Below are 24,161 nucleotides of genomic sequence, written 5' to 3'. Positions count from 1 at the left end.
GCCGGCCCGAGCCAGTCACGGAGAACTCGCCATGTCCCGTCGTATCGCCCTGTCCGTCGTCGCCGGTGCCGTCGTGCTCGCGGGAGCCGGGGCCTTCGCCCTCGCCTACGCCGGCGACCGGGACCCCGTGCCCGCCCTGGCGCACAGCGCCGTCCACTACACCGCTCCCGGCAGCGGCCGGGACGGCTCGCTCTCCTTCACCACCGAGGTCAGCGCGCCCTCCGGGGTCCGCAGCCTGAAGGTGCTGGCCTGGCCGGAGCGGTCCGGGTTCGCGAAGAAGCAGCTGACCGCCGAGGAGATGGCCGCGGTGGAGTCGGCGACCTGCACGCCGGCCGGCGGTCACACCGTCCGCTGCGTGTACCGGGCGCCGGTGTCCGCCGCCGAAGCGTCCTCCGCGCACGGCGCCTGGCACGTCGCGGTGCTCGCCACGGCGAAGGACGGCCACACCGCCTTCGACACCGAGGCCGCCGGCTTCACCCTCGCCTGAGCCGGGCGGAACCTGCTCAGCCCACGTGGGCGGCCAGCGCCCTCTCGATGTCCGTCTGCCCGGCGTTCTCGGCCGCCCAGGCCGCGTAGCCGTCGGGGCGCACCAAAAGGGTCGTCCGGCGGTCGCTCCTCCAGTGGGCGGCGGCCAGGCGGTCCGCGCGCGCCGGGTCCACGTCGTACGGACCCGGGGTGACCAGTACGAACCGGCCGCCGCGCAGGGCCTCGTACAGACGCCCGCCGCCGGCCAACGCGAGGTCGGGGACGCGGGCGCCGGTGAGGGGGTGGGCGCCCCTCGGCGCCGGGTACCGGTAGCCGATGCCGGTGACCTGGCCGATCGCCCGGCGGCGGGCCGGGGCGAAGTGACTCAGTGCGGTCGCGAGGGCGGCGCGCACCGGCAGCTGCCAGCCCTTGGCCATCGCGAGCCGGACAATCGCGCCGCTGCTGCGCAGGACCGTCCTGCCGACGGGGTGGCGTTCGCTCTGGTAGGTGTCGAGCAGGCCGGGGGCCGCGTGGCCGTGCAGGACGGCGGCGAGCTTCCAGCTCAGGTTGGCCGCGTCCTGGAGGCCCGTGTTCATGCCCTGGCCGCCCGCCGGGGTGTGCACGTGCGCGGCGTCGCCCGCCAGGAGGACCCGGCCGACCCGGTACTGGGGGACCTGGCGCTCGTCGCTGTGGAAGCGGGACATCCAGCGGGGGTCGTGCATCCCGTAGTCCCGGCCCAGCGCCAGCCTGGTGATCTCCTTGATCTCGTCGAGGCCGACCGGCTCGTGGTCGGGGACGTCGCGGCCGCGGTGCCAGCAGATGACCCGGTGGTAGCCGTCGCCGAAGGGCGCGAGGAACGCGAACGCGTCGCCCACCGCGCCGGCCGTGAGCACCGTCTCGGGCCGCTCGGCGAGCAGCACGTCGGCGAGGACGACGGACCGGATCGCCGACCGCCCCGGGAACGGCATCCCGACCGCCTCCCGCACCGCGCTGCGCATCCCGTCGGCACCGACGACGTATGCGGCGCGCAGGTCCTCGGCGCCCTTGATGCGCACGGTGACCCCGTCGGCGTCCTGGGTCAGCCCGGTCACCTCGGACTCGTGGCGGAAGTCGACGCCCGCCGCCACCGCCCGGCGCTCCAGCGCCTTCTCGACCTCGTACTGCGGGAGGACGAGGACGTGGTGGAAGCGGGAGGGGAGGGTGCCGAGGTCGAGGGTGAGGCCGTCGAAGAGGTCGAGGCGGGTGATGGGGCGGCCGACCGCCTCCAGTTCGTCGGCGACTCCTCGGGCGTCGAGCTGCTCCAGGGCGCGGGCGTGCAGGACGAAGGCGCGGGAGAGGTTGCTGATGCCGTGGGGGCGCTTTTCGAGGAGGGTGACCGGGACGCCGGCGGTGGCGAGGTCACCGGCCAGGAGGAGGCCGGTGGGGCCGGAGCCGACGACGATCACGCGGGCGGTGCCACTGGTGCCGTGCATGGGGGCCTCCTTGATGCCGACGCTTGTGGGCGTACGGGCGTTGACCTGCACAGGTTGGCCTACGGGCGTTGGCCTTCCGGCGTTGGCCTGCGAGCGTTGGTCAACGCCTGTTGGCAAGCCTAGGCCGAGCCGGAGATCGTAGTCAACACTTGTTGGCCCACGGATGTTGGCCTACGCTCGTTGGCATGACCGGCACTCCCAGTAAACGCACAGAACCCGCGAGCGGCCCGCCGACGCGTCGCTCCGACGCCAGCCGCTCCGCGATCCTGGCCGCCGCGCGCGAGCGCTTCGCCACCGACGGCTACGAGCGCGCCACCATCCGCGCCATCGCCAGGGACGCCCGCATCGACCCCTCCATGGTCATGCGCTACTTCGGCAACAAGGACGGCCTGTTCGCCGCGGCCGTCACGCTCGACCTGCGGATGCCGGACCTCTCCGGGGTGCCGCGCGACGAGGTCGGGCACGCGCTGGTGGGACACTTGCTGACCCTCTGGGAGGCGAACGAGGAACTCACCGCGGTACTGCGGGTCGGCGTCACCAACAAGGCGGGGGCCGAGCGGCTGCAGGGCATCTTCCGGGAGCAGGTGGTGCCGGTGGCCCAGCGGGTGTGCCCGGACCCGGAGCAGGTGCGGACGCGGGCGGGGCTGTGCGCCGCGCAGCTGCTGGGGCTCGCCCTCACCCGCTATGTGCTGCGGCTGCCCCCGGTCGTGGAGCTCGACCGGTCGGAGATCCTGGCGTGGGTCGGGCCGACCGTGCAGCGGTATCTGACCGCGCCGAGCCCCTGAGGAACGCGCCGAGGGCGCCGGTCGGCCTCCGTACGCGCCGTTGCGGTCCGTACGGAGGGCGACCGGCGCCCTCGGCGAAGAAGCGGAGAAGTGGTGCGGCGGAGGTCAGACCTTCGCCTTGGCCTTCGTCGAGCCGGGCTTGACGACCCGGACCGTGGACTTGTCCAGCACCATCACCAGGCCGGCGATGATCCCGAACAGCACGAGCGGGGTCAGGACGTAGAGGCCCAGCGTCTCGACGACGCTCAGGCCCTTGCCGGGGTCGTCGCCGTCGTCACGCGTGAGCGCGAGGGCAGGGGACGACATGAGCAGCATCATCAGCGTCGTACCGGCAGCCAGGGCGCCGGCGCGCAGGGCGTTCTTCTTGTCCACGGTCCCCAAGTTAGCTGGCCGCCTTCGGGGACGCGCGCCCGGGGTCCCCCTAGGGCCTGTCTGACAATTCCCGTCGTCGCCCGGAGGGCGGCCTCGCGGCGTCAGGTGCGTGCTCTCGGCGTGCCGGGCCCTGACCCACGTACTGGACGTACTTGGGTCAGGGCCCGGTGCGGCGAGAGTGCGTGCATGGCGTCGCGAGGCAGGCGGGAATTGTCAGACAGGCCCTAGCCGGCTCCGGGCGCCGTGCCGACCGCCCCGGGACCCGCCGCCGCCCGTCGCCGCGCCCTGAAGCGGTCCCCCGAGGCGTCCCCGAGGCGCCTGCCGAACCGGTCCCCCCGTCAAGCGCCGGAGGCGTCGGCGGCGTCGGCGGCGGCGGCGCCGTCCTCCCGGAGCACCGCCAGCAGCGCCCGTACCCGCTCCGACCCCTGGAGCTCCTCCAGGGTCACCGGGCGGCCCTTCGGGTCGGCGATGGGCAGGCGCCAGTTCGGATACTGGTCCCAGGTGCCGGGGAGGTTCTGCGGGCGGCGGTCGCCGATGGCGTCCGGGAGCCAGACGCCGACCATGCGGGCCGGGGTGCGGAGCAGGAAGCGGTGGACGGCACGGATCTCGGCCTCCTCGTCGCCGACATCGGTCCCGGCGAGCAGGCCGAGGCTGATCAGCAGCGCCAGCCACTCCGCCGTGTCGGCCTTGGCGTCCGCCCGTTCCTGGGCCAGCGGACGGGTCGACAGGCCCAGCCGGTCGCGGAGTTCGACGTGTTCGCCGGTGAGACGGGCGGCGGTGGGCGGGAGGTCGTGGGTGGTGGCGGTGGCGAGGCAGTCGGCGCGCCAGCGTTCCGGGGGCAGGGGGCGGCCGTCGCCGTCCCAGTCCCGTTCGAACCAGAGGACGGACGTGCCGAGCACGCCGTGTCGCTGGAGCCTCTCGCGGACGCCCGGTTCCACGGTCCCCAGGTCCTCGCCGATCACCACGGCGCCCGCCCGGGTCGCCTCCAGGGCCAGCAGGGCGAGCATGGCCTCGGCGTCGTAGCGGACGTAGGTGCCTTCGGTGGGCGGGCTGCCCGCCGGAACCCACCACAGCCGGAACAGGCCCATCACGTGGTCGATGCGCAGGGCGCCCGCGTACCGGAAGAGGGCGCGCAGGAGGTCCCGGTACGGTGCGTATCCGGAGGCGGCCAGACGGTCGGGGCGCCAGGGCGGCAGACCCCAGTCCTGGCCACGGGCGTTGAAGGCGTCGGGCGGGGCGCCCACGGACATCCCGGCGGCGAAGAAGTCGCGCTGCGCCCAGGCGTCGGCGCCCTGCGGGTGCACGCCCACGGCGAGGTCGTGCACGATCCCGACGGGCATCCCGGCCTCGCGGGCGGCGCGCTGGGCGGCGGTGAGCTGGGTGTCGGTGAGCCAGGCCAGCCGGGAGTGGAAGGCGACGCGGTCGGCGAGTTCGGTACGGGCGCGGGCGGTCTCGGGCGAGCGGGGGTCGCGCAGCGGCTCGGGCCAGCGGTGCCAGTCGGAGCCGTGCCGTTCGGCGAGCGCGTACCAGGTGGCGTGGTCCTCCAGGGCCTGGCCCTGTTCGGTGCGGAAGGCGTCGTAGGCGGCCTGCCGTGCGGGGCCGAGCGGTACGGCGGCCACCGCTTCCAGCGCCTCGCGCTTCAGTTCCCACACCGCGTCCCGGTCGATGAGGGCGCCCTGGTCGAGGACGGCGGAGCGCAGCTGCCGGGCGCGTTCCGCGAAGGCGTCCTGCCGGTCGTACTCGGGGACCGACTCCAGCCGCAGGTGGACCGGGTCGGGGAAGCGGCGGGAGGAGGGGCGGTAGGGGGACGGGTCGGTGGGGGCGCCGGGTACGGCCGCGTGCAGCGGGTTGACCTGTACGAAACCGGCGCCGGCGGTGCGTGCGGCCCAGTCGGCCAGGTCGGCGAGGTCGGCGAGGTCGCCCATGCCCCAGGAGTGCCGGGAGAGCAGCGAGTAGAGCTGCACGAGGAGTCCGTACGAGCGGGCGGCGAGGGTGGGCAGCCGGTCGGGAGCGACGACGAGGTGGCAGCGGGCGGTGCGGCCGTCGGGCGCGGTGGCGGTCACCTCGTGCACCCCGGGCGGCAGGTCCCGGGTGTCGCCGCGCGGCTGCCCGTCCTCCGTGCGCACCTCGACGCGGGTGCCGGCGGGCAGGCCGAGGTCGATCGCGCCGGTGCCGGCCCAGTGGACGGCGGTCGGCGGCAGCAGCCGTTCGGCGAGGTGGCGCTCGCGGTCGGCGAGGGCGGCGCGGACGGCTTGCGGGCCGCTCGCGTCGACGCCCAGGGCGCCGAGCACGGCGATCACGGCGGACGGGGAGGCGGGGACCGTACGGTCGGGGGACGGGCTGTAGGAGGTGGCGACACCGTGCAGCTCCGCCAGCCGGGACAGCTCCCCGTCGAGGGGAGTGCCGAGGGCTTCGCTCATCTACAACCCCGGCTCGCTGGTCAGGGGGGCGGCGTCGGCGAGCGGCGGTTCACTGGTGAGGGGCTCGGCGTCGGGCAGCGGCGGCTCGCTGGTCAGCGGCGCCTGGACCCGGGCGGCCTCGGCGCTGAACACGCACCAGCAGGGTTCCTCCACGGTCTGCACCGGGGGTTTGAACTGGGCCGGGATCGGATGATGAGCCGTTGCGGCCACGGTGGCCTCCTTGTCCTCACGTCGGGTGGCGCGGCGTGTGCCGCGTCAGGGCAGGCCTACCCAGTCGCCGCGGGGCCACTCCCGATGACCCTCCCCCGCCACGCGAACCGTCCGCGTCCAGGTGATCGTCTGGGCGGCGGCCTCGCTGGACGGCTACCTGGACCCGGACCGCCGGGTGCCGGTCGTCGCGCCGGCCCCGCTGCCGGCGGCCGCGGTGATCGGGGTGAGCCTGCACTCGCCCTGCGCCGAGCTGGACCGGACGGCCGTACGGCCGCGGCGGCTGGCGCAGCTGGCCGGGCTGACGGCGCTCGCGTCCGTCCTGCTGCCCCTGGCGGTGCTGGGGCATCCGGAGGTGTTCGGGCCGCCGGCCGTGCTCCGCAACACCCTCGGCTCCACGGGGCTGGTCGCGGCGGCGGCCGTGCCGCTCGGCGCCCGGCTGAGCTGGCTGCCGGCCTTCGGTTACGTCACTGCGGTGTACCTGGGCTCGGCGGGGGCGCACGGAAGCACGGTGCCGGTGTGGGCGTGGCCGGTGCAACCGGGGTCGCAACCGGGCGCCTGGGCGGCCGCGCTGGGCGCTTTCGCGGTGGGCGGCGCGCTCTACGTCGTACGCGGCGCACGTGCCGAAGGGCCCCGTGGCTGAGGCCGCCACGGGGGATGCGAAAGCCCGGATCGTCAGGCGGAGATGCCGTCGATCCGGGCCAGGGCGTCGTCCGCGCCGTAGGGCTGCAAGTAGGGCAGCCAGCGCGGGTCCCTATGGCCGGTGCCGATGATGCGCCAGGCCAGGCCGGTGGGTGGGGCTGGTTTGTGCCGCAGCCGCCAGCCGATCTCGACGAGATGGCGGTCGGCCTTGACGTGGTTGCAGCGGCGGCACGACGCCACCACGTTGTCCCAGACGTGCTGACCCCCGCGACTGCGCGGGATGACGTGGTCGACGCTGGTTGCGACGCCACCGCAGTACATGCACCGGCCCCCGTCGCGGGCGAAGAGCGCCCTTCGGGTGAGAGGAACGGGCCCCCGGTAGGGAACCCGTACGAATCGCTTGAGCCGGACCACGCTGGGTGCGGGGACTGTGACGGTCGCGCTGTGCATATAGGCGCCGGAGTCCTCCAAGGCGACTGCCTTGTTCTCGAGGACGAGGACGAGCGCGCGGCGGAGCGGTACGACGCCGAGCGGCTCGTACGACGCGTTGAGGACCAGGACATGCGGCACGGGTGCCTCCTTGGGCGTCGGCGGCGCGTGGCTCGCGCCGGGACGATCTGTGGCCAGTCTCCCCTCTGGGCTGGTGGCCGCGCCACCATGTCCGCGTAACGGGCTGGGAGTGTTTTCGACCACATCGCATTCATCCCCCGGTCGACGCCCTGTTCAAGCGGGAGTGAGCGCGGTCTCTCCTTCGCGTATCGGTCCGGGCTCCACACAATGCCCCGTTAGTGTGGTGCTCCTGCTCGTCCGGTGACCTTTTCGTGACCTTGAACCGCCGTACCTGACCTTGATCGCCGTGCCGGAGGGCAGTACCGCACCGCCTGGAGGTACCCGCCGTGTCCTTGCCCGCCGTCCTACTGGCCGCCGGTACGTCGCCGTCGCCGTCCCCCTCGGGATCGTCGACCCCGGTGGTGCCCACGCTCCAGGACGCCCAGGAGAGCGCCACCAACGCGGCCAGCTGGGTCGAGCAGAACTGGTCGACCTGGCTGGCGATCGGTCTGAAGGTGCTGCTGATCCTGGTGATCGCGGTGGTGCTCAGAAGGGTCGTGCTGCGGGCGATCACCAAGCTCATCGACCGGATGAACCGGACGGTCGAGTCCGCGGAGGGCACCACCCTCGGCGGGCTGCTGGTCAACGCCGAGCGGCGGCGGCAGCGGTCGCAGGCGATCGGGTCCGTGCTGCGGTCGGTGGCGAGCTTCGTGATCCTGGGCACCGCGGCGCTGACCGTGCTGTCCGCCTTCCAGATCAACCTCGCGCCGCTGCTGGCCTCGGCCGGGGTCGCCGGTGTCGCGATCGGTTTCGGCGCCCGCAACCTGGTCACGGACTTCCTGTCCGGCGTCTTCATGATCCTGGAGGACCAGTACGGCGTCGGCGACACGATCGACGCGGGGGTGGCCTCCGGCGAGGTGATCGAGGTGGGCCTGCGGGTGACCAAGCTGCGCGGCGACAACGGTGAGATCTGGTACGTCCGCAACGGCGAGGTCAAGCGCATCGGCAACCTCTCGCAGGGCTGGGCCACCGCCGGGGTCGACGTCACCCTGCGGTCCAGCGAGGACCTGGACCAGGTCCGGGCCACGCTCGACGAGGTCGCCGAGAAGATGGCGAAGGAGGAGCCCTGGAACGAGCTGCTGTGGAGCCCGATCCAGATCCTCGGCCTGGACTCCGTGCTGATCGACTCCATGGTGGTGCGGCTCTCCGCCAAGACCATGCCGGGCAAGGCGCTGACCGTGGAGCGGGAGCTGCGCTGGCGGATCAAGCGGGCCTTCGACGCGGCGGACATCCGGATCGTCGGCGGCGCCCCGACCGCCCTCTCCGAGGACGAGGCCGCGGATCCGGTGGCGGCGGTGGCGCCCCCGGCCGCCTTCGCGGACGCGGACTCCCCGCAGGTGGCGGCGACGACGCCGATACCTCCGCAGCGCTCGACGGCCCCCGGGAAGTAGCGGAACGGTTCAGCACACTCGTTCGAGTGAGGGGTGGGGCATTCCGGCGCGAGGAGCGCGCCGGGTGCCCCATCGTTCTGCCGGGGCATCCAGCGCAGGCTTAGCCTGGCATCAGCGTGAGGAGACCAGGGATGAGCGCCGAGCCGATCATGGAGAAGGTCATGGAGCCGGTCGTGCCGCAAGTGGACCCCATCGACTTGTTGATCTCGTTCGAAGAGGCGGCCGCGCCGATGCCGATTCGGGCGGAGTACCTCGAGGAGACGGGCATCGTGCCGCCTCAGCCGGACGAAGAGCACAGCGACGTCATCGCGCAGTTGTTTCTCCAACTCAACACCGCGGGCTTCCCGCTGGCAGGCTTCGGCATGGGATTCCGGGCCGCGCACAAGGACGGTCGGACCCAGGCCCTGCTCGTCCCCGACTTCTACGTCCGCCGCCGCAGGTCCACGGACCTGGACGAGGCCTACGCCAAGTCCCACAAGGGCTGGTACCCGATCGACATGGTCGCCCTGGTGGGCGAGGTGACGTCCACGAACCACGAAATGGACACCGGCCCCAAGCTCCGGATCTACGCAAACGCCGGCGTACCCGTCTACGTCCTGATCCACCGCAGGAAGCGGACGGCCCACTGCTTCTACGACCCGGAGACCACGGGCGACGACCTCACCGCCGGTCGCTACCGCGCCGAAACGAAAGTCACTCTCGGCCGCCCCCTCCCCATCCCACCCCCCTACCCCACCCTCGACACCGCCCCCTTCCTGGCCGACTGACCGGAGCGCGCCGCGGTCCCCGTGCCCCCAGGCCCGCCCGGCCCCCCGGACGGGCCTTTCGCCTGTGCGCGACCCTCCCGGCCCAGGTAACGACTGGATTGCCGCACCCGGGGTCTCTTGACGGCCCCCGCCCGGCGCCCTACGTTTCCAGCCAACAGGAAACTTTCCTAACAGTGATCTGGGGCGGCCGTCCGGACGCGTCACCCGGCTGGACGATCACCCTGGTCACTGGGAAACTGAGCGGTTGGAAAGGCAGGTGTCGAACCACATGGCAGGAACCGCCGGTACGCCGGGCACCCCGCGCGTGCTGCGCGCCATGAACGACCGCGCCGCACTCGACCTGCTGCTGGAGCACGGCCCGCTGTCCCGCACCCGGATCGGCAAGCTCACCGGCCTCTCCAAGCCGACCGCCTCCCAGCTGCTGGCCCGCCTGGAGGCGGCCGGGCTGGTCCTGGCCACCGGCACCAGCGAGGGCCGGCCCGGCCCCAACGCCCAGCTGTACGCGGTGAACCCGGCCGCCGGCCACGCCGCGGGACTCGACGTCACCCCGGAGCGGATCCGCGCCGCCGTCGCCGACATCACCGGCCGCACCGTCGGCGAGTACGCACTCCCCACCCCGGGGCGCCGCTCCGCCCAGTCCGTCGTACGACAGGTCACCGACGCCCTCGACGGCGCGGTGAAGGCGGCCGGGCTGGCCCGGGACGACATCCGCCGGCTGGTCATCGGCACCCCGGGCGCCTTCGATCCGAACACCGGCCGCCTGCGCTACGCCTCGCACCTGCCCGGCTGGCACTCCCCCACGCTGCTCGACGAGCTCGCCGCCGCGCTCCCGATGCCGGTCGAGTACGAGAACGACGTCAACCTCGTCGCCATCGCCGAACAGCGGCTCGGCGCGGCCCGCGGCCACGGCGACTTCGTGCTGCTGTGGAACGAGGAGGGCCTCGGCGCCGCCCTGGTCCTCGGCGGCCGGCTGCACCGCGGCTGGACCGGCGGCGCCGGCGAGGTCGGCTTCCTGCCGGTGCCCGGCACCCCGCTGGTGCGCCAGGTCACCAAGGCCAACAGCGGCGGCTACCAGGCCCTCGCCGGATCCCAGGTGCTGCCCGGACTGGCCGCGGAACTCGGCATCGAGGACCTGCCCACCGGGTCGCGCGCCGAGGCCGGTGCCGCACTCGTCGCCCGTGCCGCCGACCACGGCAGCGGACCGCACCGCGAACTCCTGAAGACCTACGCGACCCGGCTCGCCACCGGTCTCGCCTCCCTCGTCTCCGTCCTCGACCCCGAACTCGTCGTCCTCAGCGGCACCGTGCTCACCGCGGGCGGCGAGGTGCTGCGCGCTCTCGTCCAGGCCGAGCTGGACGAGCTGGCGGCCGCCCGGCCGCGGCTCGTCGTCGGCGACGTCCGTGAACACCCCGTGCTGCGCGGCGCGCTGGAGAGCGCGCTCGCGACCACCCGCGACGAGGTCTTCGACACCTCTCGCTAGCCCGGCCCCCCGGTTCCCCCGCTTCCTCGTCCCGCCGCCCGCCCCTGGGAGACCCCGTCATGCCCACACGCACACCCTCGCCCGCCCGAAAGACGGCTTTCGCCCTGACTGTCCTGACCGGTTCGCTGGCCCTGCTCACCACCGCCTGCACCGGGCAGTCCTCCTCCGGTGCCTCCGACGACGCCTCCGCGAACACCACGATCACCTTCTGGCACGCCTGGAGCGCCCCGAACGAGGTGAAGGCGGTCGACGCGCTGATCGCCGGCTTCGAGAAGGCGCACCGCAACATCCACGTCAAGGTCGTCAGCAACATGACCGACGACAAGATCAATCAGGCGCTGCGCTCCGGCGGCGACCAGGCCCCGGACGTCATCTCGTCCTTCACCACCAACAACGTGGGCAAGTTCTGCTCCTCGGGCGCGCTGGTCGACCTCAACCCCTTCTTCAAGAAGTCGGGCATCGATCCGCGGACGACGTTCCCGAAGGCGATGAACGAGTACACCCAGTTCGAGGGCGACCGCTGTTCGGTGCCGCTGCTCGGGGACGCGTACGGCCTCTACTACAACAAGACGGCGTTCAAGGCGGCCGGCATCACCAGCCCGCCGAAGACCTGGTCCGCATTCGAGACCGACGCCAAGAAGCTGACGATCACTCAGGGCGACAGCTACAAGCAGCTCGGTTTCATGCCGGACTACCACGGGTGGGAGACCACGACCGAGCACTACCTCGGGCAGTTCTCGCCGACGTACTTCGACAGCAAGGGCACGTCGCAGGTGGCGAAGGACCCGGCCTTCGAGAAGGCGTTCACGCTCCAGAAGCAGCTGGTCGACCAACTCGGCGGCTACCAGAAGCTGGAGCGGTTCCGGGCCACCCTGGGCGACGAGTGGGGCCCCAAGCACCCCTTCCAGACCGGTCAGGTCGCCATGCAGCTCGACGGTGAGTGGCGGCTCGGGATGGCGCTGGACGCGAAGCCGAAGTTCGACATAGGTGTCGCCCCGCTGCCGGTCCCGGACGACCAGGCGGCCCAGTACGGCAAGGGCTACATCACCGGCACCATCGCCGGCATCGCCGCCACCAGCAAGAAGCAGAACGCGGCCTGGGAGTTCGTGAAGTACATCAGCACCGACACGGACGCGGTGGTGAACTTCTCCAACGCCATCCACAACGTGCCCTCCACGCTGGCCGCCCTCAAGTCGCCGAAGCTGACGTACGACCCGCGGTTCAAGACGTTCCTGGACATCGCCGCGAACCCGGACTCCACCACGGCGCCCGCCTCCGTCAACGGCGGCGTCTACCTGACGACCGTCCAGCAGCTCGGCTACGACTACGAGAGCGGCAAGGTCACCGACCTGAAGGCGGGCCTGAAGCAGGCCGCCGCGCAGATCGACACGGACATCGCGCAGGCCAAGTAGCGATGAGCACCCTCACGTTGGCGTCGAAGCGCAGGAGGCACGCCCTGCGCTCGGCCGCTTTCATGTCGCCCTGGCTGATCGGCTTCGCGGTCTTCTTCGCGTATCCGCTGATCTCGACGGTCTACTTCTCGTTCATGCACTACGACGGTTTCAGACCGCCGACGTGGAGCGGGACGAAGAACTGGACCTACGTCTTCGAGCACTATCCCTACTTCTGGCCCGCGATGCGCAACACCCTGTGGCTCGTGGTCGTGATGGTCTCGCTGCGGGTCGTCTTCGGCCTCGGCATCGGCATGCTCATCACGAGGATCAAGACGGGTACGGGAGTCTTCCGCACCCTCTTCTACCTGCCCTACCTGGCCCCGCCGGTGGCCGCCACCATGGCCTTCGCGTTCCTCCTCAACCCCGGTACGGGCCCGGTCAACTCGATCCTGGAGAAGACCGGCATCCCGGCGCCGGGCTGGTTCAACGACCCCACCTGGTCGAAGCCGGCGCTGACCCTGCTGGCGCTGTGGGGCATTGGTGACCTGATGGTCATCTTCATGGCCGCGCTGCTCGACGTACCCGCCGAGCAGTACGAGGCGGCGGAGCTTGACGGCGCGTCGGCCTGGCAGCGGTTCCGGTTCGTCACGCTCCCGAACATCTCGCCGATCGTGATGTTCGCGGTCGTCACGGGGGTCATCCAGACGATGCAGTACTACACGCAGCCGCTGATCGCCGGGAAGGTCGCCTCCGGCGTCATCCAGGGCGCGGGAACGCAGTTCGAGCCCGGGTATCCGGAGAAGTCGACGCTCACCCTTCCCCAGCTCGTCTACAACCTCGGTTTCCAGCGCTTCGACTACGGCTCCGCATGCGTCGTCGCCCTCGTCCTCTTCGCCCTGTCCATGGCGTTCACCGCACTGCTGATGCGGCGCCGGGGCGGTCTCATCCAGGCAGGTGACTGACGATGACCCAAGTGCTGGAACGCCCCGCGGACCTGTCCCGCGAGCCGGTCTCCGCGGCCGCACGCACCGCCCGCCGCAAGGCCCTGCTGAACTGGGTGGCGGTGCACTCGCTCGGGGTGGCCGCCGCCCTGTTCTTCACGCTCCCCTTCGTGTTCGTGTTCCTGACCTCGCTGATGAGCGACAGCCAGGCACTCAGCCGGGACCTGATCCCGCACACCTGGGAGTGGGGCAACTACCGGAAGGTCTTCACCACCCCGGGCTTCGCGACCTGGTGGAAGAACACCCTGATCTACGCCGGCCTCGGCACCGTCCTGACCGTGATCTCCTCGCTCCCCGTGGCGTACGCGCTCGCCAAGTTCCGCTTCCGGGGCCGCAACCTCTCCCTGATGCTGGTGATCTCGATGATGATGCTGCCGCCCCAGGTGGTCATCATCCCGATGTACCTCTTCTGGGCGAAGCAGCTGGACCTGTCCGGCACCCTGTGGCCGCTGATCGTGCCGATGGCCTTCGGTGACGCGTTCTCCATCTTCCTGCTGCGCCAGTTCCTGACGACGATTCCGAACGAGTACCTGGACGCGGCCAAGGTGGACGGCTGCGGGGATCTCAGGACCCTGCTCAGGGTGGTGGTCCCGATGGCGCGGCCGGGCATCGCCGCCGTGGCGTTGTTCCAGTTCTTCTACGCCTGGAACGACTACTTCGGCCCCCAGATCTACGCCTCGGAGAACCCGGGCGCCTGGACCCTCTCCTACGGCCTGGAGTCGTTCAAGGGCATGCACCACACCGACTGGAACCTCACCATGGCCGCGACCGTGCTGGTCATGGCCCCCGTGATCCTCGTGTTCTTCTTCGCCCAGAAGGCGTTCGTCGAGGGCGTCACGCTCACCGGAGTGAAGGGTTGACCAAGCATGCGGCATCTCCCCGGGGGACAACCCCCGGACCCCCGGCCGATCGATGCGATCGCCGGCACTCGGAAGCGGAGGATTCCCCGGTGAAACTCACTGTGGTCGGCGGAGGCTCGACCTACACCCCCGAACTCGTCGACGGCTTCGCACGCCTGCGGGACACCCTGCCGGTCGAGGAACTGGTCCTGGTGGACCCGGCCGCCGAACGCCTGGAACTGGTGGGCGGACTGGCCCGGCGCATCTTCGCCAAGCAGGGACACGGCGGCCGCGTCGTCACCACCCCGGACCTGGACGCGGGGGTCGAGGGCGCCGACGCGGTGCTGCTCCAGCTGCGCGTCGGCGGACAGGCGGCCCGGCAGCAGGACGAGACCTGGCCGCTGGAGTGCGGCTGCATCGGCCAGGAGACCACCGGCGCCGGCGGCCTGGCCAAGGCCCTGCGCACGGTCCCGGTCGTCCTGGACATCGCCGAGCGCGTCCGGCGTGCCAACCCGAACGCCTGGATCATCGACTTCACCAACCCGGTGGGGATCGTGACCCGCGCCCTGCTCCAGGCCGGGCACCGGGCGGTCGGGCTGTGCAACGTGGCGATCGGCTTCCAGCGGAAGTTCGCGCAGCTGCTCGGCGTCACGCCGTCCGAGATCCACCTCGACCACCTCGGCCTCAACCACCTCACCTGGGAGACGGCGGTCCGCCTCGGCGGCCCCGAGGGCGACAACGTCCTGCCCAAGCTGCTCGCGGAACACGGCGAGACCATCGCCGCGGACCTGAAGCTGCCACCCGGACTCCTCGACCGCCTGGGCGGCGTCATCCCCTCGTACTACCTGCGCTACTACTACGCGCACGACGAGGTGGTGCGGGAGCTGCGCACCAAGCCGTCCCGGGCCGCCGAAGTCGCCGCCATGGAAGAGCGGTTGCTGGAGATGTACGGCGACCCGGCGCTGGACGAGAAGCCGGAGCTGCTCGCCCGGCGGGGCGGCGCCTACTACTCGGAGGCGGCGGTCGACCTGGCCGCGGCCCTGCTCGGCAGCGCCGGGAACCCCTACCAGGTGGTGAACACGTACAACGGCGGCACGCTGCCCTTCCTGCCCGACGACGCGGTGATCGAGGTGCAGGCGGCGGTCGGCCCGTCCGGCCCGAGGCCGCTGCCGATCCCGGACGTGGACCCGCTGTTCGCCGGACTCGTCGCGAACGTGACGGCCTACGAGGAACTGGCCCTGGAGGCGGCCCTGCGCGGCGGCCGGGACCGTGTCCTCCGGGCCCTGCTCGCCCACCCCCTGGTCGGCCAGTACGAGTACGCCGACGCCCTGACCGACCGACTGATCGCGCACAACCGGGAGCACCTCGCGTGGGCCTGACCGCAAGTGTCCTCGCCATCGACGCGGGCAACAGCAAGACCGACGTCGCCGTGGTGGCGGCGGACGGCGAGGTCCTCGCCACGGCCCGCGCCGGCGGCTTCCGGCCGCCGGTGGTGGGCGTGGCGCGGGCCGTGGACGAGGTGGCCGCGGCGGTCTCCGAGGCGTACGCCGCCGCCGGGGTCACCTCGGCCGCGCACGTCTCCGCCTGCCTCGCCAACGCCGATCTGCCGGTGGAGGAGGAGCAGTTGGCCGCGGCGCTGGCCGCCCGCGGCTGGGGCGGCTCGGTGACCGTCCGCAACGACACCTTCGCGATCCTGCGGGCCGGCGTCGCCGAACCCCGTGGGGTCGCCGTGGTGTGCGGCGCGGGCATCAACTGCGTCGGCATGCGCCCCGACGGCCGCACCGCCCGCTTCCCGGCGATCGGGCGGATCTCCGGTGACTGGGGCGGCGGCTGGGGCCTGGCCGAGGAGGCGCTGTGGCACGCGGCGCGGGCGGAGGACGGCCGGGGCGAGCCGACGGAGCTGGCCCGCACCCTGCCCGCGCACTTCGGCCTGCCGTCCATGTACGCCCTGATCGAGGCCCTGCACCTGGAGCACGTCGAGTACGGCCGCCGCCACGAACTGACACCGGTGCTGTTCGCGACGGCGGCCGAGGGCGACCCGGTGGCGCGGGCGGTCGTGGACCGGCTGGCGCAGGAGGTGGTGGCGATGGCGGTGGTCGCGCTGACCCGCCTCGAACTGCTGGACGAGGAGACGCCGGTGCTGCTGGGCGGTGGGGTGCTGACCGGCGGGCATCCGCAACTCGACGACGGCGTACGCGAACTGCTGTCCGCGCGTGCCCCGAAGGCGGTCCCGAGCGTGGTGACGGCCCGCCCGGTCCTGGGCGCTGCGCTGCTGGGGCTGGATGCGGCGGGGGCGGGGGCGGCTGTGCAGGAGAGGGTGCGCGCCTATTTCGAGGGGTGACCCGGAGTGTGCCCGCAGCTATGGAACTGACGTGACTGCAGCGCCCCTTCAGGGGGGCGGGGAACTGCGCGACCAGCTCCCGCCGGCCCGCGCCCCGGAACGCACCGTCACCACCCCTCCGGAACCGAACCGATCCCCCCGGCGTATTCATGGGCAGGGGTTCCGCTGCGATCCGATCAAGATCCAGTGAACGCCGGTGCCGAAGGGCAGTCCGGGCGGCGATACTGGGCGGCGACCGGATGACCATGGGGGAGGTCGAGTGACAAACCCGCCGACAAGCAGTGCGGCGCCGCCAGGAGCGGGCCCCGCCCTGCCCGCTCCGGCCCCCCGGCTCGCCCCGCGCCGCTCCGCGTTCGTGGAGGGCGCCGACCGGCTGCGCGCGGCCGCCACCACGGAACCCGGCCGGCTCCGCCTCATCGGCGCCGTACTCGCCGCCCTCATCGTCGCGTTCGGCGCCGTCACCGCCTGGCAGACGAGCGACCGCGCGGCCGCCGCCGACGACGTGCTGCACCGCAGCCAGCCGCTCAGTTCGAGCGCCGCCGACATATACCGGTCGCTGGCGGACGCCAACACCGCGGCGTCCAGCGGGTTCCTGGCCGGCGGCCAGGAGACGGCGGCCTCCCGCCGGACGTACGAGCAGGACATCCGCAACGCCGCGGCCGGGCTGGTCACCGCCGCCGCCAACTCCGAGCCCGGCTCCCCCGCCGAGGCGGCCGTCGCGAAGCTGAACACGCTGCTGCCGGAGTACAAGGGGCTGGTGGAGCGGGCCAGGGTCTACAACCGGCAGGGCTACCCGGTCGGCGGCGCCTACCTGCGCTACGCGAACGAGAAGATGCAGCAGGAGATGCTCCCGGCGGCGGAGGACCTCTACACGAAGGAGAACGCGCGCCTCGCCTCGGACTACGCGGACGCGACGCCGTACCCCTGGGCGGCGATCGCCCTCGGTCTGCTGGCGCTCGCCGCGCTCGGCTGGGCCCAGCTGCGGCACTACCGGCGTACCAACCGGGTGCTCAACCACGGCCTGGTCGCGGCCTCCGCGGCGACCGTCGGCACGCTGCTGTGGCTGGTCGTCGGCCACGGCATCGCCCGGGCCGGCCTGGACGACTCCTACGCCCACGGTGTGCGCTCGCTGAACGTGCTGCACGACGCCCGCATCGCCTCCCTGAAGGCGCGCGGGAACGAGAACCTGAGCCTGGTGTCGCGCGGCGCCGAGACCGTCAAGGTCGGCGACCAGACGTACGACGCGTACTACTACGCCTTCGACAAGGACATGGACACCCTCGGCAAGGGCCTCACCCGGGCCGCGGCGCTCGCCGACGACGCGGCCGGCAGCAGGCCCGTGGTGGCGGCCGAGGCGAACATGAAGGTGTGGAAGGCACGGCACGCGGCCGCCCGCCAGGAGGACGAGAGCGGCGACTACGCGGCGGCGCTGGCCAAGGTGATCGGTCCGAAGGACGCCACCGGCGAGTGCTTCGACAGTGTCGACGCCAACCTGAAGAGCGCGTTGGACCACGAGCAGCGCGAGTTCCAGCAGCAGGCCACCGACGGGCGGGACGCGATGACCGGCCTGCCGATCGGCGCCGCCATGCTGGGGGTCGCGGCCGCGGCGGGCGCGCTGTTCGGCATCGGGCGCAGGCTTTCGGAGTACCGGTGAGAGGGGGCGTGGCGATGTTCGTGCGGAGGTTGCGCATCTCCCTGCGCGGCTGGGGCGGGGTGGGCGCGATGGCGCTCGCCTGCGTCCTGGCGCTGGCGTTCGTGCTGCTGCTGCCGCTCACCCAGTCCCACGGCGAGGGCGGCGACGTCGGTTCCGGGGGCCAGAGGCTGGCCACCGGCCGCCAGGCACGGGCCGACAGCTGTGTGGACGCGCAGGCGCAGAACCAGACCTGGGCGCCGTCGGGCGCGGACGGTCCGACGATCGACGCCATCAAGGCCCGCAAGGGCGCCGCCCGGAAGCTGGTCGTGGGCGTCGACCAGAACAGCTACCGGTGGGGCTACCGCAATCCGAACAACGCGGGCGGTGACCTGGAGGGTTTCGACATCGACCTGGTGCACCGGATCGCCCAGGACATCCTCGGTGACGCCGACGACGTGACGTTCAAGGCGATCCCGACCAGTCAGCGGATACCGGCGCTCCAGCAGGGCCGGGTCGACATGGTGGTGCGCACGATGACCATCACCTGTGCGCGGCTGGACGACGTCGCCTTCTCCGCGCCGTACTTCAAGACCGGTCAGCAGGTGCTGGCCCCCAAGTCGTCGCCGATCACCGGGTACAACGCGACGCTGGCGGACAAGCGGGTGTGCGCGGCGGCCAGTTCGACCGCCCTCGACGACGTGACCGCCGACCGCAGGTCCGGTCGGGTGCCCTCCTCCATCGCCGTGACCGTCGTGCCCAACCAGCTGGACTGCCTGGTGCGGTTGCAGCTCGGCGAGGTCGACGCCGTGATCACCGACGGCGCGCTCGCCGCCAGCCAGGCCGCGCAGGACCCGACGGTCGAGCTGAAGGGCGCGGCGTTCACCACCGAGTACTACGGCGTGGCGATGAACCGGAAGGCGACCGATCTGGTACGCCGGGTCAACCAGATCCTGGTGGCGTACCGGACCGACGGCTGGCAGGCCTCGTACACCAAGTGGCTTTCGGCGACACTGGGAGCGGACTCGACGGCGTCGAAACCGCCCGCGCCGCAGTACCTGCGCACGAGCTGACCCGCATCCGCGCGGCCATGCCCCGACGAGCGAGCGAGAGGTGATCGATGGGCGTCACGGACCCCGCCGGGCCGGTGATGGACCGGGACGAGGTGGACCGTGCGCTGGCGCGGCTCGGCGCGGAGCACGAGGCGATCGAGACCTCGCTGCTCGCCCTGCAGGACCACGCGGGCCGCAGGCTCCTCGAAGGCGCCGAGCTGACCGGGACGACCCGGGAGCGGTGGACGGCCACCGAGGCGTCGATCAGCCTGCTGTGGGCGTACTTCGACGCCTACTCGGACGCGTTGCGCGACGCCCGGGAGATCCGGGCCCGGCGCCGCTGGTCGAGCCGTGAGGACCTGGCGGAGCTGACCGAGCTGCTGCGCGGCGAGTCGGTGACGGTGGCGGGCAGCGCGACGGCGACGGCGAACGCGCCGACGCTGCTGTCGGCGGCGGGCCGGCTCAGCGAGCGTTTCTCGCTGGCGGCGCTGGTCGACCGGATGAACGAGCTGTACGCGACCTCCCTCGACATGATCGTGACCGCCGACGCGGTGTGGTCGGCGCTGCCCGCGCGGATCGATTTACTCGCCGCGGAGTTGCAGCGCACCCGCAAGCTGGCGCACTCGGTCGGGGTGCGCCCGGGCGAGCACCCGGCGGGCGACGACCTGGAGCGGATCACCCGCATACTGACGAAGCTGCGCGAGGACGTGGTCTCCGACCCGCTGGCCTTCTGGGTTCCCGCACAGGGCAGTTCGGCGCCCGGCGGCGGCCGTCCGGACACCACGGTGTACGACCGTGAGGCGCGGGCGCTGGAGGAGGTGCGGCGGGAGATCGACGCCGTGCTGACGGTACGGCAGGACGCCGAGGCGCGGCTGATCAGGCTGCGGGACGTGCTGTCCCGCGCGGACCGCACCCTGTCCGAGGCGCGTACCGCGCGCGGTGAGGTCCTCGCGAAGATCGCGGCGACCGAGGTGCCGGTGGTGAGCGGTCCGCCGACCGCGCTCCAGGAGCAGCTGGCGACGGCCGCCGAGTACCGCAGGCAGGCCCAGTGGCACCGGCTGTCGCCGCTCCTGGAGTCGCTGGAGCAGAAGGCGGAGGACGAACTGCTGCGGGCCCGTGAGTCGTTGACGGCGGTCACCGCGCCGCTCGCGGTCCGCGCGGAGCTGCGCGGCCGACTGGACGCGTACAAGGCGAAGGTGGCCCGGCACGGGCTGGCCGAGGACCCGTTCCTGATCGAGCGGTACGACGCGGCCCGGCGGATGCTGTGGAGCGCGCCCTGCGACCTGCGGGTCGCGGAGCAGGCGGTGCTGCGGTACCAGCGGGCGGCGGCCGAGGCGCTGGGGGCGCCGCGGGTGCCGCAGCAGGGCGGCCCCGAGGACCGGAGGGGGGAGCAGGTATGAGCCAGGCGGGACAGTCGTGCCAGCGGCCGGGCTGCGAGGGGTCGTACGAGGACGTGGGCGGCGGCGAGCTGTACTGCGACACCTGCGGACTCGCGCCGGTCGTCTCGGCGAAGGGGACGCTGGAGTCGCCGCCCACCGGGATGACGGCCGGCGGCCGGGACTCGGCGGGCAGCGGGAGCGCGCGTTCCACCGGCCGCAGTGCGCGGACGTCGTCGCAGTCGTCGAAGTCGCGGCGCTCGGTCTCCGGGCGGCTGTCGCGGTCCCTGTCGGGCGGGCCGACGGGGCGTTCGGTGTCGGTGCGCAGTTCGGGTTCGTCGACCGGCGCGTCGGGGCGCAGCCGGCTGGGCGCGGGCCTGGTGGCGGTGCCGCAGGTGCCGAGGCCGGACCCGCGCGAGATGGTCCTGGACAACCCGGAGGTGCCCGAGCGCAAGCGGTTCTGCTCGCGTTCGGACTGCGGGGCGCCGGTCGGCCGGGCCCGGGGCGAGCGGCCGGGCCGCACCGAGGGGTTCTGCACCAAGTGCGGCAACCCGTACTCGTTCGTGCCCAAGCTCAAGGCCGGTGACGTGGTGCACGGCCAGTACGAGGTCGCGGGCTGTCTGGCGCACGGCGGCCTGGGCTGGATCTACCTCGCCGTGGACAAGGCGGTGGCCGATCGCTGGGTGGTCCTCAAGGGCCTCCTGGACACCGGTGACCAGGACGCGATGGCCGCCGCGATCTCCGAGCGGCGGTTCCTCGCGGAGATCGAGCACGCGAACATCGTGCGGATCTACAACTTCGTCGAGCACCTCGACAAGCGCACCGGCTCCCTGGACGGCTACATCGTCATGGAGTACGTCGGCGGCAAGTCCCTCAAGGAGATCGCCAACGCCCGGCGCACCCCGGAGGGCCGCCGCGACCCGCTGCCGGTGGAGCAGGCGTGCGCCTACGGCATCGAGGCGCTCGAGGCCCTCGGCCATCTGCACAGCCGCAACCTGCTGTACTGCGACTTCAAGGTCGACAACGCCATCCAGACCGAGGACCAGCTGAAGCTGATCGACATGGGCGCGGTGCGCCGCATGGACGACGAGGAGTCGGCGATCTACGGCACGGTCGGCTACCAGGCGCCGGAGGTCGCCGAGGTGGGTCCGTCGGTCGCCTCCGACCTGTACACGGTGGGCCGCACGCTGGCGGTGCTCACCTTCGACTTCCAGGGCTACACGACGGTGTTCGTGGACTCGCTGCCCGACCCGGACACCATCGAGGTCTTCCGGCAGTACGAGTCGTTCTACCGGCTGCTGGTGCGGGCCACCGACCCGGACCCGGCCCGCCGGTTCGCCTCCGCGCAGGAGATGGCCGAGCAGCTGACCGGGGTGCTGCGGGAGGTCGTGTCGGTGCAGACCGGGCTGGCCAGGCCCGCCCTGTCGACGCTGTTCGGGCCCGAGGTGAAGGTCACGGACACGGAGTTGTTCCCGAGGCTGGCCGGGGACGTGTCCCGGCTGGGCACCCGGCCGGTGGCCTCCAGAACGCTCGCGCTGGAGCCGCCGGGAGCGCGGACGGCCCCCGACGGCGCGGCCGGCTCCCTGGTGAAGGCCGTCGCCACGCCGGCCGCCGGGCTCGCCCTGCCGGTTCCGCTGGTCGACCAGAGCGACCCGAACGCGGGTTTCCTGGCGGGCCTGATGATGACCTCGGCGCCGGGCGAGCTGCTCGGGGCGCTGGCCGCCGCGCCCACGCGGACCGTGGAGACCCGGCTGCGGGAGATCCGCGCCCGGCTGGAGAGCGACGGTCACGAGGCCGCCCTGGCCGCGCTGGGCGAGCTGGAGGACGAGCGGCCCGACGACTGGCGGGTGGTCTGGTACCGGGGCGTGGCCGCCCTGGTCACCGGGGACTTCGAGGGCGCGGCGCTGTCCTTCGACGCGATCTACGACGCGTTCCCCGGCGAGAGCGCGCCCAAGCTGGCGCTCGGGCTGTGCGCGGAGGTGCTGGGCCAGCTGGACAACGCGGCCGAGTACTACCGGCTGGTGTGGGCGACCGACCCGAGCTTCGTGAGCGCCGCCTTCGGGCTGGCGCGGGTGCAGCTGGCGGCCGGGGACCGGCGGGGTGCCGTGCGGACGCTGGAGTCGGTGCCGGAGGCCTCGATCCACTACACGGCGGCCCGGGTGGCGGCCGTCCGGGCGCGGTTGCGGCACCGGACCGCGGCGCCGGACGACACGCCGTTCATGGACGACCTGACGGCCGCGGCCGGGCAGATCGAGGCGCTGGACGCGTACGGTCTGGACCCGGCGAGACGTGAGCAGTTGTCGGCGGAGGTGCTCGGCTGCGCGCTGGACTGGATACTCTCCGGGGGCCAGGGCGTACAGTCCGCGACCGGCGGCCGGGTGCTGCTCGGCAGCGGTCTGGACGAGCGGGGTCTCCGCTTCGGCCTGGAACGCTCGTACCGCACGCTGGCCAGACTGGCGACCGGCGGTGAGGAGAGGATCGACCTGGTGGAACGGGCCAACCGTTACCGCCCCCGGACGTGGGTGTAGTTGATGTCGCAGATGCCCCAGCAGGCCGCACCGGCGAAGTGCCCGAGCTGCGCGGAGCCGCTCGAATCGGGTGATCTCTTCTGTGGTGCGTGCGGGTACGACCTGTCGGCCGTGCCCGCCGCGCCGCCGGACCACCCGACCCTCACCATGGGCGCCTCCGGTGTGGGACCCTCCGGTGTGAACTGGCCCCCGCCCGAGCCGGAGAGCTCCTCGACGCCCGCTGCCCCGCACCTGCCGACCGATCTGCCCGGCACCGACTCGGGCGGCACGCCGCTGCCCGGTTCGCCGCCGCACGGCTCGCCGGTGTCACCGGCCTCCGGGGTGCGGTTCGACCGGCCGCCGGAGCCCGACGAGGACTACCCGCTGCAGGCGCCGGACCCACGGGTGGCCGCCTCCGCCGCCGAGAACGCCGAGAACGTCGAGAGCTCTGGGGCCGCCGAGTCCGCCGGGGCGGCGAAGGTGTGCGTGGCCTGCCGGGCGGGCCGGGTCGACGACGACGGCTACTGCGAGAACTGCGGGCACGCCCAGCCCCGGGAGCGCGACCACATGGAGCAGGAGTCGGGTCCGGTGGCCGCGGTCAGCGACCGCGGTCTGCGCCACCACCGCAACGAGGACGCGTTCGCCGTCGGCCGCACCGCGCTGCCCGACGGCACCCCGGCGGTGCTCGCGGTGGTCTGCGACGGCGTCTCCTCGGCGACCCGCCCCGACGAGGCCTCCATGGCCGCGTCCCGGGCCGCGGGCGAGTCCCTGCTCACCGCGCTCCCGCAGGGCACCCATCCGCAGGCGGCGCTGCACGAGGCGATCGTCGCCGCGTCCCACGCCGTCAACGCGCTGGCCGACGAGCCCACCTCGGCCCGCGAGCACACCCCGCACCAGAACGCGCCCGCGTGCACGATCGTCGGCTCGGTGGTCACCTCGGGCCTGCTGGTCGTCGGCTGGGTCGGCGACAGCCGCGCCTACTGGGTGCCGGCGGACCGCAGCGCACCGCCGGCCCGTCTCACCGAGGACGACTCCTGGGCCGCGCAGATGGTGGCGGCGGGCCTGATGAGCGAGGCGCAGGCGTACGCCGACGAGCGGGCCCACGCGATCACCGGCTGGCTCGGCGCGGACGCCTACGAACTGGAGCCGCACACCGCGTCCTTCAAGCCGGACCGGCCCGGTGTGGTGGTGGTGTGCACCGACGGCCTGTGGAACTACGCGGAGACGGCCGAGGAGATGTCCGAGATCGTCCCCGCGGACGTGGCGCTGCGACCGCTGCACGCCGCCCGGGTCCTGGTCGGCCACGCCCTGGACGGCGGGGGCCACGACAACGTAACAGTGGCGCTGCTGCCGTTCCCGGCGCCGCCGCAGGGGGCAGGATCCGCCTGAGGCCGCCGCAAAACGGCCGTAA

At 72.8% G+C, this 24,161-nt stretch carries 21 protein-coding genes; 16 read left to right on the top strand and 5 right to left on the bottom strand.

What is annotated here, in order from left to right:
- Positions 1-31 precede the first annotated feature (31 nt).
- Positions 32-487, top strand: a complete 456-nt coding sequence (locus ACZ3KP_RS24800) for a DUF5707 domain-containing protein (protein WP_467501776.1) — start codon at positions 32-34, stop codon at positions 485-487.
- Between the two features lie 16 nt (positions 488-503).
- On the opposite strand, the gene ACZ3KP_RS24795 is transcribed toward ACZ3KP_RS24800, so the two are convergent.
- Positions 504-1,937: an FAD-dependent monooxygenase gene (locus tag ACZ3KP_RS24795; RefSeq protein WP_467501775.1), complete on the bottom strand. Its 1,434-nt coding sequence runs from the start codon at positions 1,935-1,937 to the stop codon at positions 504-506.
- Positions 1,938-2,122: 185 nt separating this feature from the next.
- On the opposite strand from ACZ3KP_RS24795, the gene ACZ3KP_RS24790 reads away from it, so the two are divergent.
- Positions 2,123-2,722 carry a TetR/AcrR family transcriptional regulator gene (locus tag ACZ3KP_RS24790; RefSeq protein ID WP_358972668.1) on the top strand — a complete coding sequence of 200 codons (600 nt, stop codon included), beginning with the start codon at positions 2,123-2,125 and terminating at the stop codon, positions 2,720-2,722.
- 105 nt (positions 2,723-2,827) lie between these two features.
- Here ACZ3KP_RS24790 and ACZ3KP_RS24785 read toward each other — a convergent pair whose 3' ends face one another.
- From ACZ3KP_RS24785 to ACZ3KP_RS24775, 3 genes are all read right to left on the bottom strand, one after another.
- Positions 2,828-3,094: a hypothetical protein gene (locus ACZ3KP_RS24785; protein ID WP_467501774.1), complete on the bottom strand. Its 267-nt coding sequence runs from the start codon at positions 3,092-3,094 to the stop codon at positions 2,828-2,830.
- A 338-nt stretch (positions 3,095-3,432) separates the two neighbouring features.
- A complete protein-coding gene (gene malQ, locus ACZ3KP_RS24780) occupies positions 3,433-5,514 on the bottom strand; it encodes a 4-alpha-glucanotransferase (protein ID WP_467501773.1) in 2,082 nt (693 codons plus the stop codon).
- Positions 5,515-5,724, bottom strand: a complete 210-nt coding sequence (locus tag ACZ3KP_RS24775; RefSeq protein ID WP_467501772.1) for a hypothetical protein — start codon at positions 5,722-5,724, stop codon at positions 5,515-5,517.
- A gap of 121 nt (positions 5,725-5,845) precedes the next feature.
- Here ACZ3KP_RS24775 and ACZ3KP_RS24770 point away from each other — a divergent pair, with 121 nt between their 5' ends.
- Positions 5,846-6,364, top strand: coding sequence for a hypothetical protein (locus tag ACZ3KP_RS24770; RefSeq protein WP_467501771.1), 519 nt, complete (start codon positions 5,846-5,848; stop codon positions 6,362-6,364).
- A 32-nt stretch (positions 6,365-6,396) separates the two neighbouring features.
- Here ACZ3KP_RS24770 and ACZ3KP_RS24765 read toward each other — a convergent pair whose 3' ends face one another.
- The gene (locus ACZ3KP_RS24765; protein WP_046734416.1) at positions 6,397-6,933 is read right to left on the bottom strand and encodes an HNH endonuclease; all 537 of its coding nucleotides are present in this window, start codon (positions 6,931-6,933) and stop codon (positions 6,397-6,399) included.
- Between the two features lie 326 nt (positions 6,934-7,259).
- On the opposite strand from ACZ3KP_RS24765, the gene ACZ3KP_RS24760 reads away from it, so the two are divergent.
- The 13 genes from ACZ3KP_RS24760 to ACZ3KP_RS24700 all read left to right on the top strand — a co-directional run bounded on the left by ACZ3KP_RS24760 (position 7,260) and on the right by ACZ3KP_RS24700 (position 24,139).
- Positions 7,260-8,363 carry a mechanosensitive ion channel family protein gene (locus ACZ3KP_RS24760; protein ID WP_467501770.1) on the top strand — a complete coding sequence of 368 codons (1,104 nt, stop codon included), beginning with the start codon at positions 7,260-7,262 and terminating at the stop codon, positions 8,361-8,363.
- A gap of 131 nt (positions 8,364-8,494) precedes the next feature.
- Complete coding sequence (locus ACZ3KP_RS24755) at positions 8,495-9,130, top strand: Uma2 family endonuclease (protein ID WP_467501769.1); 636 nt, start codon at positions 8,495-8,497, stop codon at positions 9,128-9,130.
- Positions 9,131-9,398: 268 nt separating this feature from the next.
- The gene (locus ACZ3KP_RS24750) at positions 9,399-10,610 is read left to right on the top strand and encodes an ROK family transcriptional regulator (RefSeq protein WP_358972643.1); all 1,212 of its coding nucleotides are present in this window, start codon (positions 9,399-9,401) and stop codon (positions 10,608-10,610) included.
- A 59-nt stretch (positions 10,611-10,669) separates the two neighbouring features.
- A complete protein-coding gene (locus ACZ3KP_RS24745) occupies positions 10,670-12,022 on the top strand; it encodes an ABC transporter substrate-binding protein (protein ID WP_467501768.1) in 1,353 nt (450 codons plus the stop codon).
- Positions 12,023-12,024: 2 nt separating this feature from the next.
- Positions 12,025-12,966 (top strand): carbohydrate ABC transporter permease, encoded by a 942-nt coding sequence (locus tag ACZ3KP_RS24740; RefSeq protein WP_467501767.1) that lies wholly within the window; start codon positions 12,025-12,027, stop codon positions 12,964-12,966.
- A 2-nt stretch (positions 12,967-12,968) separates the two neighbouring features.
- Entirely contained in the window at positions 12,969-13,865 is an 897-nt protein-coding gene (locus ACZ3KP_RS24735) for a carbohydrate ABC transporter permease (protein ID WP_467501766.1), read from the top strand.
- Positions 13,866-13,954: 89 nt separating this feature from the next.
- Positions 13,955-15,223, top strand: a complete 1,269-nt coding sequence (locus ACZ3KP_RS24730) for a 6-phospho-beta-glucosidase (RefSeq protein ID WP_467501765.1) — start codon at positions 13,955-13,957, stop codon at positions 15,221-15,223.
- A complete protein-coding gene (locus ACZ3KP_RS24725) occupies positions 15,214-16,185 on the top strand; it encodes an N-acetylglucosamine kinase (protein ID WP_467501764.1) in 972 nt (323 codons plus the stop codon). Before ACZ3KP_RS24730 ends, ACZ3KP_RS24725 begins: the two co-directional genes overlap by 10 nt.
- A gap of 259 nt (positions 16,186-16,444) precedes the next feature.
- Entirely contained in the window at positions 16,445-17,839 is a 1,395-nt protein-coding gene (locus tag ACZ3KP_RS24720) for a hypothetical protein (protein ID WP_467501763.1), read from the top strand.
- A 14-nt stretch (positions 17,840-17,853) separates the two neighbouring features.
- Positions 17,854-18,888: a glutamate ABC transporter substrate-binding protein gene (locus tag ACZ3KP_RS24715; RefSeq protein WP_467502022.1), complete on the top strand. Its 1,035-nt coding sequence runs from the start codon at positions 17,854-17,856 to the stop codon at positions 18,886-18,888.
- 47 nt (positions 18,889-18,935) lie between these two features.
- Positions 18,936-20,267: a coiled-coil domain-containing protein gene (locus ACZ3KP_RS24710; protein WP_467501762.1), complete on the top strand. Its 1,332-nt coding sequence runs from the start codon at positions 18,936-18,938 to the stop codon at positions 20,265-20,267.
- Positions 20,264-22,771, top strand: coding sequence for a serine/threonine-protein kinase (locus ACZ3KP_RS24705; protein ID WP_467501761.1), 2,508 nt, complete (start codon positions 20,264-20,266; stop codon positions 22,769-22,771). The genes ACZ3KP_RS24710 and ACZ3KP_RS24705 overlap by 4 nt, the downstream gene beginning before the upstream one ends.
- A gap of 3 nt (positions 22,772-22,774) precedes the next feature.
- On the top strand, positions 22,775-24,139 hold the full coding sequence (locus ACZ3KP_RS24700; protein ID WP_467501760.1) for a PP2C family serine/threonine-protein phosphatase: 1,365 nt from the start codon (positions 22,775-22,777) through the stop codon (positions 24,137-24,139).
- Positions 24,140-24,161: the final 22 nt, after the last annotated feature.

It is taken from the genome of Streptomyces sp. NPDC020958, from assembly GCF_055562175.1.
The sequence above is the reverse complement of the archived record's forward strand: the minus strand, read 5'-3'. Positions and strand labels throughout refer to the sequence as shown.

Coding starts and splice junctions, on each gene's coding strand:
- ACZ3KP_RS24755 (WP_467501769.1), top strand. CDS start 8,495: ATGAGCGCCGAGCCGATCATGGAGAAGGTCATGGAGCCGGTCGTGCCG.
- ACZ3KP_RS24750 (WP_358972643.1), top strand. CDS start 9,399: ATGGCAGGAACCGCCGGTACGCCGGGCACCCCGCGCGTGCTGCGCGCC.
- ACZ3KP_RS24800 (WP_467501776.1), top strand. CDS start 32: ATGTCCCGTCGTATCGCCCTGTCCGTCGTCGCCGGTGCCGTCGTGCTC.
- ACZ3KP_RS24710 (WP_467501762.1), top strand. CDS start 18,936: ATGGGCGTCACGGACCCCGCCGGGCCGGTGATGGACCGGGACGAGGTG.
- ACZ3KP_RS24735 (WP_467501766.1), top strand. CDS start 12,969: ATGACCCAAGTGCTGGAACGCCCCGCGGACCTGTCCCGCGAGCCGGTC.
- ACZ3KP_RS24705 (WP_467501761.1), top strand. CDS start 20,264: ATGAGCCAGGCGGGACAGTCGTGCCAGCGGCCGGGCTGCGAGGGGTCG.
- malQ (WP_467501773.1), bottom strand. CDS start 5,514: ATGAGCGAAGCCCTCGGCACTCCCCTCGACGGGGAGCTGTCCCGGCTG.
- ACZ3KP_RS24795 (WP_467501775.1), bottom strand. CDS start 1,937: ATGCACGGCACCAGTGGCACCGCCCGCGTGATCGTCGTCGGCTCCGGC.
- ACZ3KP_RS24740 (WP_467501767.1), top strand. CDS start 12,025: ATGAGCACCCTCACGTTGGCGTCGAAGCGCAGGAGGCACGCCCTGCGC.
- ACZ3KP_RS24715 (WP_467502022.1), top strand. CDS start 17,854: ATGTTCGTGCGGAGGTTGCGCATCTCCCTGCGCGGCTGGGGCGGGGTG.
- ACZ3KP_RS24745 (WP_467501768.1), top strand. CDS start 10,670: ATGCCCACACGCACACCCTCGCCCGCCCGAAAGACGGCTTTCGCCCTG.
- ACZ3KP_RS24790 (WP_358972668.1), top strand. CDS start 2,123: ATGACCGGCACTCCCAGTAAACGCACAGAACCCGCGAGCGGCCCGCCG.
- ACZ3KP_RS24700 (WP_467501760.1), top strand. CDS start 22,775: ATGTCGCAGATGCCCCAGCAGGCCGCACCGGCGAAGTGCCCGAGCTGC.